The 15570-nt window shown below is 72.1% G+C and carries 13 protein-coding genes; 8 read left to right on the top strand and 5 right to left on the bottom strand.

Annotated features, from left to right (window positions below; translation table 11 throughout):
• Nucleotides 1-18: 18 nt before the first annotated feature.
• Nucleotides 19-1581, bottom strand: coding sequence for an acetolactate synthase large subunit (locus DEJ49_RS06490; RefSeq protein WP_150183181.1), 1563 nt, complete (start codon nt 1579-1581; stop codon nt 19-21).
• A gap of 73 nt (nt 1582-1654) precedes the next feature.
• Nucleotides 1655-2692: a GlxA family transcriptional regulator gene (locus tag DEJ49_RS06485; protein ID WP_150183179.1), complete on the bottom strand. Its 1038-nt coding sequence runs from the start codon at nt 2690-2692 to the stop codon at nt 1655-1657.
• Nucleotides 2693-2765: 73 nt separating this feature from the next.
• Here DEJ49_RS06485 and DEJ49_RS06480 point away from each other — a divergent pair, with 73 nt between their 5' ends.
• The 6 genes from DEJ49_RS06480 (at nt 2766) to DEJ49_RS06455 (ending at nt 8689) form a co-directional block, all read left to right on the top strand.
• Entirely contained in the window at nt 2766-3161 is a 396-nt protein-coding gene (locus DEJ49_RS06480) for a cupin domain-containing protein (RefSeq protein ID WP_150188072.1), read from the top strand.
• Nucleotides 3162-3175: 14 nt separating this feature from the next.
• The gene (locus DEJ49_RS06475; RefSeq protein ID WP_150183177.1) at nt 3176-3877 is read left to right on the top strand and encodes a bleomycin resistance protein; all 702 of its coding nucleotides are present in this window, start codon (nt 3176-3178) and stop codon (nt 3875-3877) included.
• Nucleotides 3878-4127: 250 nt separating this feature from the next.
• The gene (gene kdpF, locus DEJ49_RS06470) at nt 4128-4217 is read left to right on the top strand and encodes a K(+)-transporting ATPase subunit F (RefSeq protein WP_033264828.1); all 90 of its coding nucleotides are present in this window, start codon (nt 4128-4130) and stop codon (nt 4215-4217) included.
• Between the two features lie 8 nt (nt 4218-4225).
• Complete coding sequence (kdpA, locus tag DEJ49_RS06465) at nt 4226-5890, top strand: potassium-transporting ATPase subunit KdpA (RefSeq protein WP_150183175.1); 1665 nt, start codon at nt 4226-4228, stop codon at nt 5888-5890.
• Nucleotides 5887-8004: a potassium-transporting ATPase subunit KdpB gene (gene kdpB / locus DEJ49_RS06460; protein ID WP_223832742.1), complete on the top strand. Its 2118-nt coding sequence runs from the start codon at nt 5887-5889 to the stop codon at nt 8002-8004. The genes kdpA and kdpB overlap by 4 nt, the downstream gene beginning before the upstream one ends.
• A gap of 7 nt (nt 8005-8011) precedes the next feature.
• A complete protein-coding gene (locus DEJ49_RS06455) occupies nt 8012-8689 on the top strand; it encodes a potassium-transporting ATPase subunit C (protein ID WP_150183173.1) in 678 nt (225 codons plus the stop codon).
• A 3-nt stretch (nt 8690-8692) separates the two neighbouring features.
• On the opposite strand, the gene DEJ49_RS35880 is transcribed toward DEJ49_RS06455, so the two are convergent.
• Nucleotides 8693-9049: an effector-associated constant component EACC1 gene (locus DEJ49_RS35880; RefSeq protein WP_190329278.1), complete on the bottom strand. Its 357-nt coding sequence runs from the start codon at nt 9047-9049 to the stop codon at nt 8693-8695.
• A gap of 130 nt (nt 9050-9179) precedes the next feature.
• Between DEJ49_RS35880 and DEJ49_RS06450 the strand changes: the two genes are divergently transcribed.
• Nucleotides 9180-10214, top strand: coding sequence for a glucokinase (locus DEJ49_RS06450; protein ID WP_190329277.1), 1035 nt, complete (start codon nt 9180-9182; stop codon nt 10212-10214).
• 23 nt (nt 10215-10237) lie between these two features.
• Here DEJ49_RS06450 and DEJ49_RS06445 read toward each other — a convergent pair whose 3' ends face one another.
• The gene (locus DEJ49_RS06445; protein ID WP_150183169.1) at nt 10238-11614 is read right to left on the bottom strand and encodes a glucose-6-phosphate dehydrogenase; all 1377 of its coding nucleotides are present in this window, start codon (nt 11612-11614) and stop codon (nt 10238-10240) included.
• A 125-nt stretch (nt 11615-11739) separates the two neighbouring features.
• Here DEJ49_RS06445 and DEJ49_RS06440 point away from each other — a divergent pair, with 125 nt between their 5' ends.
• The gene (locus DEJ49_RS06440; protein WP_150183167.1) at nt 11740-14088 is read left to right on the top strand and encodes an ATP-binding protein; all 2349 of its coding nucleotides are present in this window, start codon (nt 11740-11742) and stop codon (nt 14086-14088) included.
• Here DEJ49_RS06440 and DEJ49_RS06435 read toward each other — a convergent pair.
• Nucleotides 14085-15569, bottom strand: coding sequence for a trehalose-6-phosphate synthase (locus DEJ49_RS06435; protein ID WP_223832741.1), 1485 nt, complete (start codon nt 15567-15569; stop codon nt 14085-14087). The genes DEJ49_RS06440 and DEJ49_RS06435 overlap by 4 nt on opposite strands.
• Nucleotide 15570 lies beyond the last annotated feature (1 nt).

Raw genomic sequence — 15570 nt, 5'->3', positions numbered from 1 at the left:
CCCCCTCAGGCTCGTCCCTCAGGCCAGCGGCGGGACCACGCACGCGATCAGGAAGGGCCCCGGTTCCGCCAGACCCCGCTTCAGCAGCGCCGCGAACTCCTCCGCCGTGCCCGCCCGTTCCGCAGGTACGCCCATCCCGCGCGCCAGCGCGACGAAGTCGAGGGGCGGCCCCGACAGGTCGAGGAGCCTGCGCGCCCGCTCCCCGCCCGCGACCGCGCCCACCGCGCCCAGCTCCAGATTGAGGATCGCGTACGACCCGTTGTCGAAGACGACCGTCGTGACGTCGAGCCCCTCCCGCGCCTGCGTCCACAGCGCCTGCAGCGTGTACATCGACGCGCCGTCCCCGACCAGCGCGAGAACGGGCCGGTCCGGGCAGGCCACCCCCGCGCCCACCGCGAGCGGCAGCCCCTGCCCCATGGCGCCGCCGGTCAGCGTCAGCCAGTCGTGCGGCGGCGCGCCCGCGGTCGCGTCCGGCAGCCACAGCCCGGAGGTGTTGGCCTCGTCGACGACGACGGCACCCTCCGGCAGCAGCGCCCCGAGCACCGCGGCCGCCGACTCGGCCGTCAGCCCACCGCTGGGCAGCGCGGGCCGCGCCGCCTCCTCCCGTACGCGCCGCACGCCGGGCCCGACCACCTCGGCGAGCCCTTCGAGCGCCGCCGTCACGTCCTCCGCCCCGGCCGCGAGCGTATGCACCGCGCACCCCTGCGGCACCAGCGCGCCGCCCTGCCCGGGGTACGCGAAGAAGGTGACCGGCGACGCGGCTCCGGCGAGCACCAGGTGCCGTACGCCCGCCAGTTGACGGCTCGCACCGGCCGCGAGGTAGGCCAGCCGCTCGACGGCGGGCCGGCCCGCGCCCCGCTCCATGCGGGCGGGGAAGGTCTCGCAGAGCAGCTTGGCGCCGGTCGCCGCGGCGATCCGCCCGGCCGCCTCGAGACCGGCCCCGCGCACGGCGTCCCCGCCCAGCAGCAGCGCGGTGCCCTCGCCGGACCGCAGCGCCCCGGCGGCGCCCGTCACGGCGTCCACGGAGACGAGGCCGTGCCGTGCCGGGGCGGGACGCGCGGCGGCCGGTGCGTCGCCCGCCTGCGACCACGACACGTCGGCGGGCACGACGAGCGTCGCGACGGCGCCGGGCGGACCGGTCGCCGCGGTGACGGCGGCGGCCACGTCACCGGCGAGTTCCGTGGCGTAGTAGGTGCGCCGGGTCCAGGCCGAGACGGTGCGGGCGAGCGCCCCGATGTCGGACTCCAGGGGTGCGTCGAGCCGCTTGTGGTGCAGGGCGTGGTCGCCGACGACGTTGACGACGGGGGTGGCGGCCCTGCGCGCGTTGTGCAGGTTGGGCAGACCGCCCGCGAGGCCGGGGCCGAGGTGCAGGAGCGTGCAGGCGGGGCGGCGCGTCATGCGTCCGTAGCCGTCGGCGGCGCCCGTGGCCACGCCCTCGAAGAGACAGAGCACGGGACGCATCTCGGGCACCTCGTCCAGTGCGGCCACGAAGTGCATCTCGGAGGTGCCCGGGTTGGCGAAGCACGCGCGGACGCCTCCGTCCACGAGTCCGTTGATCAGGATCTGCGCTCCGGTCGGCATGGCGGTCCGCCTCTGCTCGGTGGCGAGGGCGCGCGGTGGGCGACGGCGCCCGGCGCGTGGGGGAGGCCAGTCTTCACGGGGTCCGGGCCGTGGCGGCAGCCGGGATCCGGCCAGCCGGTGCGGGCGCGCCTGGCCCGAACCTGCGCCGGTAGCCGGACGGGCTGAGCCCCGTCTCGCGGCGCAGCCGGGCCCGCAGATTGGCGGCGGTGCCGAGTCCGCTGCGGTGTGCGACGACGTCGAGGCGCTCCTCGCCGCGCTCGATGAGTCGGCAGGCCAGCGCCACGCGCTCACCCGTGAGCCAGGCCAGCGGAGTCGTGCCGAGCTGGGCGCGGAAGCGGCGGTGCAGGGTGGCGGGGCTGATCCCGGCGCGGGCGGCGAGACCGGTCACGGTCACCGGGTCGCCGAGCCGCTCCTGCGCCCAGGCGAGGACCGGCGCGAGGGACTCGTCCGGCACCGTGGGGACGGGCCGTTCGATGAACTGCCGCTGCCCGCCGTCACGGTGGGCGGCGAACACGAGCCGCCTGCTCACGGAGTTGGCGACCTCGGCGCCGAAGTCCTTGCGCACGATGTGCAGGCCGAGGTCGAGTGCGGCCGTACTGCCCGCCGCGGTGAGGATGTCGCCGTCGTCCACGAACAGCACGTCGGGTTCGAGCTGCACGGCCGGAAACCGCTCCCGGAAGGAGTCGGCCCACTGCCAGTGCGCGGTGGCCCGCCGCCCGTCGAGCACCCCGGCCTCGGCGAGCGTGAACGCTCCGCTGCAGAACCCCACCAGGCGGGCGCCCCGCGCGTGGGCGCGGCGGACGGCGTCGAGGACGGCGGGGCGGCGCGGCACGTCGGTGTCCGGGCGGTTGGGCACGATCAGGGTGTCCGCGGAGTCGGCGGCGTCGAGCCCGGCCACGCCGGTCAGCGTGAAGAAGCCGTCCCGCATCAGGGTTCCGGGAGCGGGCGAGCAGAGCGTGAAGTCGTACAGCTCGCGACCGAGTTCGGGTCTGCGAAGGCCGAACACCTCCGTCGCGCAGCCGAGTTCGAAGGGATTGGAGTTCTCGTCGACGATGACGACGACGCGGTGCGGCGGCCGCGTGGCGGACGCGTGCGAGGATCCTTGCGGCATGTGCGATTTCTAGCACTCGTCGCACGGGTGCGTCACGTCGCAGGATCACTCCATGACCGACGCACGCACCACCATGACCCGCGAACCCATCGCCCTCGACCAGGCCCTCGCCTCCTTCGACGCCCTGTGGAGCCCCCGCATCGTCACCTCCGTCAACGACTACGACGTACGCGTCGCCAAGGTCGAGGGCACCCACATCTGGCACGTCCACGACGACACCGACGAGTTCTTCCTCGTCCTCGGCGGCGAGTTGCACATCGACCTGCGCGAGCCGGCCGGGGAGCGCCGGGTCACGCTCCCGCAGGGCTCGCTCTTCACCGTCCCGCGCGGCGTCGAGCACCGGCCCCACGCCCCGGAGGGCGCCCGCATCCTCCTCTTCGAGCCCACCGGCACCCCGACGGTCGGCGACCGCCACGACGAGATCCCGGACCACGTGGACGCGACGACAGGCACGCCTATTCAAATTTGACTAGACTGGGGCGCATGCCAGAGAAGATGATTCCGCTCCTCCCGTGCCGCGCCGTCCAGCCGGTGGTCGACTTCTACACCGCCCTCGGTTTCGAGACGACGTTCTTCCAGAAGAGCCCCTATCCGTACGCCGCCGTCGAGCGCGGCCGCATCGAGCTGCAGTTCTTCGCCATGAAGGAGTACGACCCCCAGCAGTCGTACTCCGGGTGCTACGTCGTGACCGACGACGTCGAGACGCTGCACACCGCCTTCCGCGCCGGGCTCAAGGCGGCGTACGGCAGGATCCCCACCCGCGGCCTGCCCCGCATCGGGCCGCTGAAGGACATGTCGTACGGCATGCGCCAGTTCCTGATGACCGACCCCGGCGGCAACAGCATCCGCGTGGGGCAGCAGATCAGCGAGGACCAGTCCATGCGCCCCGCACCCAAGGAGACCTTCGCGCGGGCCCTGCACATGGCCGACCTGTTCGCCGACTCCAAGGAGGACCTGCCCGGCGCCGCGAAGATCATCGACCGGGCCCTCGGTCTCGCCGACGAGCACCCCACCCCCGAGCAGGAGCTGCGCCTCCTGGTCCTGCGCGGCGACATCGCCCGCCGCCTCGGCGACGAAGGACTGGCGGAGCGGCTCCTGCGGCGCGCCGCCGACCTCCCGCTCACCGACGCGGAGCGGGAGTCCGCGCGGGACGCCCTCGCCCGCCTGGCCGAGCTGCGGGAATAGCGGGAAGGGCCCGGGACGGGCGCGGACCGGCACCCTCCGTATGGGAGCCGTCAAGACGGCCGAACGCGCCGTATGGAGGGTGTCAACGCCGGTCGTGGACGGCGAAAAGGGCGGTTACCTCTAACCGTCCGAGCAACTACTGCACCGTCCACTTCCTTCAGGAGCTCACGATGGCCGACGTGGCCTTCGTCGTCACCACGCTCGCGCTCTTCGCGCTGGTGGCCCTCGTCGCCAAGGGGGTGACCAAGCTGTGACCGCCGAGAACATCGTCGGCCTCGTCGTGGCCGTCGCCCTCCTTGGCTATCTCGTCCTCGCCCTCGTCTTCCCGGAGAGGTTCTGAGCACGGATATGAGCCCCGTTCTTGCCGGTGTGCTCCAGCTGCTCGCCCTCGTGGCGGCGCTCGCCCTCGCATACCGCCCGCTCGGTGACCACATGGCCCGCGTCTACGGCTCGAAGAAGCACCTCCGTGCCGAGAAGTGGATCTACAAGGCCATCGGCGCCGACCCCGACGCGGAGATGCGCTGGCCCGCGTACCTGCGCGGCGTCCTCGCCTTCTCCGCCGCCGGCGTCCTCTTCCTCTACCTGCTGCAGCGGCTCCAGGGCTCGCTGCCCGGCTCGCTCGGCTTCAAGTCCATCGACCCGGACCAGGCGTTCAACACCGCGGCGTCGTTCGTCGCGAACACCAACTGGCAGTCGTACTCCGGCGAACAGGCCATGGGCCACGTCGTGCAGACCGGCGGCCTGGCCGTGCAGAACTTCGTCTCCGCCGCCGTGGGCATCGCCGTCGCGGTGGCGCTCGTACGCGGCTTCGCGAGGTCCCGCACCGGTGAGCTCGGCAACTTCTGGGCCGACCTCGTGCGCGGCACCGTCCGCATCCTGCTCCCGATCTCCGTGCTCGGCGCCCTCGTCCTCGTCGCCTGCGGCGCCCTGCAGAACTTCTCCGGCATCCACCAGGTCGGGCAGTTCCTGGGTGGCTCGCAGCAGTGGAACGGCGGCGCCGTCGCCTCCCAGGAGGTCATCAAGGAGCTGGGCACGAACGGCGGCGGCTACTTCAACGCCAACTCCGCCCACCCCTTCGAGAACCCCACCCCCTTCTCGAACCTGTTCGAGATCTTCCTGATCCTGCTCATCCCGTTCGCGCTGACGCGGACCTTCGGCAGGATGGTCGGCTCCCTCCGGCAGGGCTACGCGATCCTCGCCACGATGGCGACGATCTGGCTCGGCTTCACCGCGCTGATGATGTGGACGGAGTTCCACCACGGCGGCCCGGCCTTCGACCTCGCGGGCGGGGCGACGGAGGGCAAGGAGAACCGGTTCGGCATCGCGGGGTCGGCGATTTTCTCCGTGGCCACCACGCTCACCTCCACCGGCGCGGTGAACTCCTTCCACTCCTCGTACACCGGCTTCGGCGGCGGCATCCAGATGCTGGGCATGCAGCTCGGCGAGATCGCGCCCGGCGGCACCGGATCCGGCCTCTACGGCATGCTCATCCTGGCGATCATCGCCGTGTTCATCGCCGGACTGATGGTCGGCCGCACCCCCGAGTACCTCGGCAAGAAGATCGGCACCCGCGAGATCAAGCTGGCCGCCTGCTACATCCTCGTCACCCCGGCGCTCGTCCTCGGCTTCACGGCCGTCGCGATGGCCCTGCCCACCCCGGGCGACTCCATGACGAACACCGGCGCCCACGGCTTCTCCGAGATCCTCTACGCCTATACCTCAGGGGCCAACAACAACGGTTCGGCCTTCGCGGGCCTGAATGCCGACACGCAGTGGTTCAACAGCACGATCGGACTCGCGATGCTGCTCGGCCGCTTCCTGCCGATGGTGTTCGTCCTCGCGCTCGCCGGTTCACTGGCCGAGCAGCAGCCCGTCCCCAAGACGGCGGGGACGCTGCGCACCGAAAAGCCGCTCTTCACCGGTCTCCTGGTCGGCACGATCATGATCATCACCGGTCTGACCTATTTCCCCGCGCTCGCGCTGGGACCGCTTGCCGAGGGGCTCGCATCATGAGCACAGACACCAAGGTGGACGTCCCCACCGACCACGTCCCCACCGGCCACGAGACCGTCGGCGCCGGTGGCCCCGGCAAGGTCGGCGCGGGCCTCTTCGACCCGGCCCAGCTCCTGAGGTCGCTGCCGGACGCCTTCCGCAAACTGAATCCGCGCGTGATGGTCAAGTCGCCCGTCATGTTCGTCGTCCTGATCGGCTCGGTGGTCACCACCGTGCTCGCGCTCAAGGACCCGGGGGACTGGTTCGGCTGGGCCATCACCGCCTGGCTCTGGCTGACCACGGTCTTCGCCAACCTCGCGGAGGCCGTCGCCGAGGGCCGCGGCAAGGCGCAGGCCGACACCCTGCGCAAGGCCAAGTCCGACACCGTCGCCCGCCGCCTCTCCGGCACCACCGAGGAGTCTGTGGCCGGCACCGACCTGCGCATCGGCGACCTCGTCGTCTGCGAGGCCGGCGACATCATCCCCGGCGACGGTGACGTCGTCGAGGGCGTGGCCTCCGTCGACGAGTCCGCCATCACCGGCGAATCGGCCCCCGTCATCCGTGAGTCCGGCGGCGACCGCTCCGCCGTCACGGGCGGCACGAAGGTCCTCTCCGACCGCATCGTCATCAAGATCACGACGAAGCCGGGCGAGACGTTCATCGACCGCATGATCAACCTGGTCGAGGGCGCGGCCCGCCAGAAGACGCCCAACGAGATCGCCCTGAACATCCTCCTGGCGTCCCTCACCATCGTCTTCCTGCTCGCCGTCGTCACCCTCAAGCCCTTCGCGATCTACGCGGGCGCCGACGACCAGACCTCGATGATCGTCCTCGCGGCGCTCCTCGTCTGCCTGATCCCGACGACCATCGGCGCCCTGCTCTCCGCGATCGGCATCGCCGGCATGGACCGCCTGGTCCAGCGCAACGTCCTCGCCATGTCAGGACGGGCGGTCGAGGCCGCGGGCGACGTGTCGACGCTGCTCCTCGACAAGACCGGCACCATCACCCTCGGCAACCGGCGGGCCGCCGAGTTCGTGCCGGTGCGCGGCACCACCGCCGCCGAGGTCGCCGACGCCGCGCAGCTCTCCTCGCTGGCCGACGAGACGCCCGAGGGCCGCTCCGTCGTCGTACTCGCCAAGGAGGAGTACGGCCTCAGGGAGCGCCACCAGGGCGAGCTGACCGGCGCCGAGTGGGTGCCCTTCACCGCACAGACCCGCATGTCCGGCGTCGACGTCGACGGGCGCAAGGTCCGCAAGGGCGCGACCGCTTCGGTCATCGCCTGGGTCGAGGAACGTGGCGGCAAGGTCGCCGAGGACACGCGGGAACTGAACGACCGGATCTCCCAGGCCGGCGGCACCCCGCTGCTCGTGGCCCTGGAAGACGCCGACGGCGCACGGGTCCTCGGGGTGATCCACCTCAAGGACGTCGTCAAGGAAGGCATGCGCGAGCGGTTCGACGAACTGCGCCGCATGGGCATCAGGACCGTGATGATCACGGGCGACAACCCGCTGACCGCCAAGGCCATCGCGGACGAGGCGGGCGTGGACGACTTCCTCGCCGAGGCCACGCCCGAGGACAAGATGGCGCTCATCAAGCGCGAGCAGGCCGGCGGCAAGCTGGTCGCGATGACGGGCGACGGCACCAACGACGCCCCCGCGCTCGCCCAGGCCGACGTCGGCGTCGCCATGAACACCGGCACCTCCGCCGCCAAGGAGGCCGGGAACATGGTCGACCTGGACTCCGACCCGACGAAGCTCATCGAGATCGTCGAGATCGGCAAGCAACTCCTCATCACCCGGGGCGCGCTGACGACCTTCTCGATCGCCAACGACGTCGCGAAGTACTTCGCGATCATCCCGGCGATGTTCGCGGTCGCCTACCCGTCGCTCGACAAGCTCAACATCATGAACCTGTCGTCGCCGGAGTCCGCGATCCTCTCCGCGGTCGTCTTCAACGCACTGATCATCGTCGCGCTCGTGCCACTCGCCCTCAAGGGTGTCCGGTACCGGCCGATGAGCGCCGACAGGATGCTGCGGCGCAACCTCGGCCTCTACGGCCTGGGCGGGCTCATCGCCCCGTTCATCGGCATCAAGATCATCGACGTACTCATCTCCCTCATCCCCGGCATTGGGTGACGCAGCCATGAACAACTCCGTAGGAAACACCGCCCGGCTGTTCGGCGCGGGCCTGCGTGCCCTCCTCGTCCTCACCGTCCTCTGCGGCGTCCTCTACCCGCTCGCCGTGACCGGCGTCGCCCAGGCCCTGTTCCACGACAAGGCCAACGGCTCCGAGGTGACGGCGGACGGCAGGACCGTCGGCTCCGAACTCATCGGCCAGCGCTACGACCTGCCGCTGAAGAAGGGCCAGGAGACGGCCGAGCCGGACCTCAAGTGGTTCCAGCCCCGCCCCTCCAACGGCCTCGGCTCCAACCGGGCCAACGGCGTCAACACCGAGTACGACCTGCTCGTGTCCGGCGCCACCAACCTCTCCGGCGCCAACAAGGAACTGATCCAGCAAGTGAAGGACGCCAAGGCGGCCGTCATCGAGGACAACTCCACCCCCGGCCACCGGATCAGCCCGGCCGACGTGCCCGCCGACGCGGTCACCTCCTCCGGCTCGGGCCTCGACCCGCACATCTCCCCGGAGTACGCGGACCTCCAGGTCCGACGCGTGGCCGCCGAGAACCACCTGCCCGTACGACGAGTCCAGGAGCTGGTCGACGAACACACCGACGGACGCACCCTCGGCTTCCTCGGCGAACCGCGCGTCAACGTCCTCCAGCTCAACATCGCCCTGAAGGAACTCACCGGCAAGGGGTGACGCTCAGGGCGCCGGGTCCGTGTCCCGCAGCACCGTTCGGATGAATTCCTCGGCGCCCGAGATCTGCTCCGCGTCGATCTCCACCTCCTTGCCGTCCGGGTGCCGCACGACGATGGAGAGGTTCGAGCGCCGCTGCTTGATCCAGAGCTGCGCCGACGCCACCAGCGCGGCGACCGTGCCGCTGCTGACCGTCGTCAGGACCAGCTCCGACACGGCCCCCATCTGGCCGGGCTCCGGCACCCCGCCCGCGAGCCGGACCCGGCCCCGCAGGTCGTCCTCCCGCTGCAGCCAGGCGTGCAGATCCCGCACCAGCGCCGCGTCGGAGCCCGCGGGGCCCGTCACTTCGATCCGTACCGACATGACATCACCGCATCCGTGTGTACGTGTCCGCGTGTACGCGTCCGCATGGACGTCTCGTCATACTGTGCCCCACGACAACTCGGCCCGTACGGGGGAGAATTGGGCCGACCCGAGGCGAAGTGGTGAGACAGTGCGCACAGCGGTGGCCGCGTTCGACGTGGGTGGTACCAATTCCCGCCTGCGCGGCGGATGGGCCGGCGAACCGGAGTACGGCGAGTGGAAGGTGCGGACCGCCGACTTCCCCTCGCTGGGGGACCTCGTGACCGCCTCCCTCGGCGAGGCGGGCCTGCGCCCCGAGGCCGTGGTGCTCGCCGTCGCGGGCCGCGTCCCCGCGCACGGCAACGTACAGATGACGAACCTGCCGCACTGGCCGCTGTTCGAGAGGGACGTGTTCGCGGCCGAACACGGCATCCGGCTCCGCGTCGTCAACGACATGACGGCGACCGCCCACGGCATGGCGGACCTCGCACCGGACGAGGTGCGGCCCCTCACCCACCACGACGCCGCCTCGCGCGCCGACGAACTCCTCGCGGTCTCCGTGGGCAGCGGCGTCGGCAGCGCCCTGCTCGACGGCCACGGGACGGTGCGCACGTCCGAGTCGGGACACGTCACCTGGCAGCCGGTGGACGACACCGAAGCGGGGTACCTCGCCTTCCTCCGGTCCGGGAGCGCAGGGCTCGAAGGGGTCGTCACCGTCGAGGAATCCATCGGCGGACTCCGCGGCTTCGACCGGATGTACGACTACGTGTGCAGCACGGCGCCGCCCGCCCCCGCCCTGCACGCCGCGGTGACCGAGGCGCGCCGGACCGGCGCGGCCGTCGCGCCGCTGATCACCGCGGCGGCCCTGGCCGGCGACCCCCGCGCCCGCGACGTCGTCCGGCTGTTCGCCGCCCTCTTCGGCCAGTACCTGCGCGGCCTGGTCCTGGTGTGCATGCCCGCGGGCGGCGTCGTCACCCTGACGAGCGGGGTGCTGCAGGCGCCCGGCGTCGCGGAGTTCCTGTGCGCGCAGACGGCGTTCCTGGACCGCTTCATCAGCCCCGGAGCCTGCCACCACGACCTGCTCGCGGAGGTCCCGGTCCGCCTCGCCCTCGACCCGCTGGTGGGCGTGCGCGGCGCGTATCGCCTGGCGACGCGGGACGCGCTGGGGGAGGGGCACGGGTCCTGAACGCCCCACAAGGCGGCGCAGCCCTACAGCGGCGCGCACCACCCGTCGCCCCCCGGCAGCTGCGCCGACTCCTCCGGACCCCACGACCCGCGCGCGTAGGGCAGCGGCGCGTTCCGCACGTCCAGCGCGGGCGCCACGATGCGCCACGACTCCTCCACCGTCCGCATCGACACGAACCGGCCCGTCCTGCCGTGGACCGCGTCCGCCAGGAGGTGTGTGTACGCCTCCCACGAAGGCCCGGCCGCCTCCAGGTCGAAGGCCAGCTCCACCGGCATCGGCCCGGGATCCGCCCCGGGCCTGCGCGCGTTGACGGTCAGCACCGCCCCGCCGTGACCGCCCAGCCGGAACCGCAGACGCGCGGGTCCCGGATCCTCCCGGGTGAACCAGAGCCGGTGCTCGGCGGGCACGAAGTCCACGACCACCTCGATCGCCGTCGCCGCCATGCCCTTGCCGGACCGCAGCAGGAACGGCACACCCCGCCAGCGCTCCGCGTCGATGTCGAGGCGCAGCGCGGCGAAGGTCTCCACCGCCGAGTCGCGGGCCACACCCGCCTCCGCCCGGTAGCCCGCGTACTGCCCGCGCACCAGCTGCCGCGGATCGACCGGACGCACCCGGGCCAGGGCCTCGGCGATCCGCTCGCGAAAGGCCTCCGCGGTGCCGTCGGCGGGCGCGTCCATCGCCACTATCCCGACGAGCTGCAGCAGATGGCTCTGGACGACGTCACGGACCGCGCCGATCTCCTCGTACAGAGATCCGCGCGAGTCGACACCCCTGCTCTCGCAATGCGTGATCTGCACGCGGGAAATGGTGTTCCTGTCCCACGCGGAGGCGAGGAAAGGATTGCAGAAACGGAAAGTCAGGAGGTTTTCGACCGCTTCCTTGCCGAGGTAGTGATCCATTCTCAGCACGGAGTCGGCCGAAAATACTTTCAGCAGCGATTCGTTGAGCGCCCGCGCCGAATGGAGATCGTTGCCGAAGGGTTTCTCGACGAGCACGGAGCCCGGCGGGAGGCCCACGGCCCCCATCGTCGCGATCGTGCCGGTCGCCAGCGGCGGCGGGACGCCGAGGAAGTAGACGGGACGGTCCGTGGTGCGCAGCGCGTGGGCCACGTCCTCCATGGTGCCGCGCCGCGCCGTGTCCCCTTCGATGTAGCAGGTCCTGGCCAGCAGCCCGTGGACCGTCACGCCGTCCGAGGGGCCGCACATGTCGTGGACGGCCGACGTCACGAACTTCTCGAAGCCCTCCCTGCCGAGGCCGGGCAGGCCGACCGCGACGATCAAAGGCGTGCACCGTTCGGAAAACGGGAGTGACAGACGATAGAGGGCGGGCCAGAGTTTTCGCCGTGCCAGATCACCGGTCGCGCCGAAGAGAACCAAGGCATCTGACGATGCGTTCGCCACGCACCCTCCTCAGGAAGAACCCGACGCCCGCGAGAATACCCAAGCCACCCCTCCGGGACACGTCTCGCGACCTTTCGCGAGCCGTATAATTCGCTCCACTTGGCTTGACCCACGGGGGTGGACCGGTGTCGGCAGGGGAAATTCACGGAACGGTCGCGGGGGCGCCGTCGCGCGACGCGCCCGCGACCGGCTCGCAGACCAGCTGGGAGGGGCTCCGCAGGCTGGTGGACGACCGCACGGGCCGACGGCGGGTCCGGGACGCACCGGACACGGAGGAGCGTCGGCGTCCCGCGGTCGGGTCGGTCGAGGAGCTTTCGCGTGCCGTCACGGAGGACCCGGAGTTCGGCCGCCGGCTGATCGAGGGCCTGCTGCGGATCCGGCCGGCCGAGGCGGCGCCCGCGGACCGGCCGCCGCTCCCCGTCCCCCACCAGCTGCCGCTCGACCGCCCGGGGTTCGTCGGCCGCGAGGACGAGATCGCCGAACTGGACCAGCTGTTGGGGGAGGGCCGCGGGGCGGGCCCCGACACCGCCGTGATCTCCTCCGTCGGCGGCGCCCCCGGAGTGGGCAAGACCGCGCTGATGGTCCACTGGGCGCACCGCTCGCGCGACGCGTTCCCGGACGGCCAGCTCTACGTCAACCTCCGGGGCTACGGACCGGGCATCCCCCTCGAACCCGCCGAAGTCCTCGCCGACTTCCTGCACGCGCTGGACGTGGCCTCGCCCAAGGTGCCGCAGGAACTCGAACCGCGCGCGGCCATGTTCCGCACCCTGCTGCACGAACGGAAGATGCTGCTCCTCCTGGACAACGCCCGCGACACGGCGCAGGTGCTTCCGTTGCTGCCGGGCAGCGCCACCTGCGTGGTCATCGTGACCAGCCGCAACCGCCTCCAGGGCCTGGTGGGGACCTACGGCGCGCGCTCCATCCGCCTCGACACCCTGAGCGAGCGCGAGTCCGTCGAGCTGCTGACCGGGATCGTCGGCGGCGACCGCGTGCTGCACGAGCCCGGCGCGGTCGAGGAACTCGCGGCGGGCTGCGGCCATCTGCCGCTGGCCCTCAGCATCGTGGGCGAGCGCGTCGCCGCGTACCCGCAGTGGCCCATAGCCGACCTCCTGGAAGGCCTCGGCACCGAGCGCCACCGGCTCGACACCTTCGCCGCCGACGGCGAGGACACCGGCGCCGAACAGCGCGAGGTGCGGGTCGCCTTCTCCTGGTCGTACCGCGCGCTCGGCGCCGGGAGCGCCCGCTGCTTCCGGATGCTCGGCCTGCACCCCACAGGCGAGTTCAGCCTCCTGGCCGCGGCCGCCGCGACCGGCGACTCCCGGGCCCGCACGAACGTGTACCTGCGCGGCCTGATCGACTGCCACCTCCTCGAACAGGTGGCGCCCGACCGGTTCCGTTTCCACGACCTCATCCACGACTACGCCGCCGAGCGCGCGTACGAGGAGGAGTCCGAGGAGTCCCGCGAGGAGTCCATCAGGCGCTGCCTGCTCTGGTACCTGCACACCGCCGACGCGGCGAACCGGCAGCTGATGCCGCACCGGCGCGCCATCGACCTCGACGCGCTGCCCGACCGGTGCGAACCCCTCCGGTTCGCCGACGGTGCGCAGGCCCTGACGTGGTGCGACACCGAACGCACCCACCTGATCGCCCTCGTGCGCCAGGCCGTGCAGTGCGAGCAGGACGCCATCGCCTGGCAGCTGCCCGTGGTCCTGTGGAGCTTCTTCAACGTGCGCAAGCTGATGAGCGACTGGATCGTCACCCATGAACTGGGGCTGGCGGGCGCCCGCCGTTCCGGCTGCCACAAGGGCGAGGCGTGGACGCTGAACAGCCTCGGCAACGCCTACCGCGGCACGCTGGAGTTCGACAAGGCCGTCGAGGTCTGGGAACAGGCCCTGGCCATCCGCCGCCGCATCGGCGACAAGTACGGCGAAGGGACCTCCCTCAACAACCTGGCGGGCGCGCTGCGTCGGATGGACCGCATCGAGGACTCCATCCGCTGCTCCAAGAAGGCCCTCGCCATCCACCGGGACATCCGCGACCGCTGGAACGAGGGCATCGACCTCAACAGCCTCGGCACGGCCTACCGCGACCTCGGCCGCATCGAGCAGGCGATCGCCTACTGGCTCGACGCCCTCGTCATCCAGCGCGAGATCAAGGACCTCTTCGGCCAGGGCACCTCCCTCAACCACCTCGGCGAGGCCTACCGCACGGCCGGACGCGACGACGAGGCCGTGGCGACGTTCGACGAGGCGCTGCGGATCAGGCGCTCCTTCGGCGACGAACCCGGCGCCGCCGCGACCGCCGTCAACCTGGGCGCGACTCTGGCCGCCATGGGCCGCCCGAAGGAGGCCGCCGTCTACTACTCCCTGGCCCTCAAGGACCTCGAACGACTCGGCGACCCGCGCACCGAAGCGGTCAAGGAGGCGATCCGCGCCCTGGACGACGACATCGCGCCGTGGACCCCGGACGCCTAGGAGCTGTGATCCCTCACCTCCGTGAGATCGGCCAGCTGCGCGCGCAGCCAGCTCTCGGGCGAGGTGGGCAGCAGCGGCTCGCGCATCCGACCGGCCCGTGCCGCACGCTCGGCGGGCGGCATGGCGAGGGCCTGTCCGAGCGCCGTCGCGGTCTCGCGGACGTCACGCGGATCGTCGACCACGACGGCACCCGCGCCGAGCCGCTCGGCGCTCCCGGTCCGGGCCGACAGGACGACCGCCCCGTCCCGCCCGTTCACCAGGACCCCTTCCTGGGCGACCAGATTCATCCCGTCGTGCACGGAGTTGACCAGCAGGACGTCGTACTCCCGCAGCGCCGCCATGGCCCGCACCCGGTCCTCGTCCCAGTACACGGTCAGGACCCCGGGATGGTCCCGCTGGATCGCGGCGACCGCCTCCCGCACACGCGCCGCGTACCACGCGTACTCGGGAACGGCGGGCCGGGACGGCGTCAGACAGCACACGAACCTGACCCCGTGCCGCAGCTCCGGGCGCTCGGCGAGGAGCAGCGCGAACGCCTCGAACCCCCGCAGGACGTTCTTCGCGGGATCGAGCCGGTCGACCCGCACCAGCAGCCGCGCCCCGGCCTCCGCCCCCTCCCGCAGCCGCCGGAAGGTCCCGGACCACCGGTCCGCCTCCGCCGTGCCGAACACACCGGACAGGTACTCCTGGTCCGGCGGCGCCGGATAGCGGCGGACCAGCGTCCGGCCGCCCGCGTGACGGACCACACCGGCCGCCGCGTCGACCTCGTGACCGGCCTCCCCGGCGAAGCGGAGGAAGGAGTCCGCCCACCGCTCGCACTGGAAGCCCAGCACGTCCGCCCCGAGCATGCCGCGCAGCAGCAGCCCACGCGCCGCGCCCGGCAGCGCGGCGAGCGACGTGGGCCCGGCGAACGCGGCGTGCACGAAGAGCCCCACGGTCTGCGTGGGCAGCAGGGAGCGCAGGAACCCGGGCGCCGTGGCGAACTGGTAGTCCTGGAAGCAGACGACGGTACCGGGACGGCAGTACGTCGCCGCCGCCGCGGCCACACCGCGGTTCACCTGCTGATACGCCCGCAGCGCCGCGCCGTCGCGGAGCGGCCCCGAGCCCTCCTCGTCCAGGCCGCGCGGAAGGTCCGCCCACAGGTCGTGGAGCGCGTACCAGAGGCCGCGTACGCCCGCGTCCTCGTAGTACCGCCGGTAGTCCGCCACCCGGAAGGGCACCGGCCGGAACGCGTATCCCAGCCCGAGCCCGGCGAACCGGCCGTCCCGTACCGCCGTCCGGTCCTCCTCGCTCGCCGACGGAGCCAGCCAGCACACCTCGCCGTCGAGCGCCCGCGCGGACCGGTCGAGCAGCGCCGTCACACTGCCGGTGCGACGTTCCGCGACCGGGCCCGACGGGGTGGCCCGGAACGTCACGGGCCCCCGGTCGGACACCAGCACCACATCGGCCGTACGCGCCCCCCGCGCGGACCGACGGTCCACC

The organism is Streptomyces venezuelae (assembly GCF_008642335.1).
Lineage (GTDB): Bacteria > Actinomycetota > Actinomycetes > Streptomycetales > Streptomycetaceae > Streptomyces > Streptomyces venezuelae_F.
This window is presented reverse-complemented; position numbering and strand designations above follow the sequence as displayed.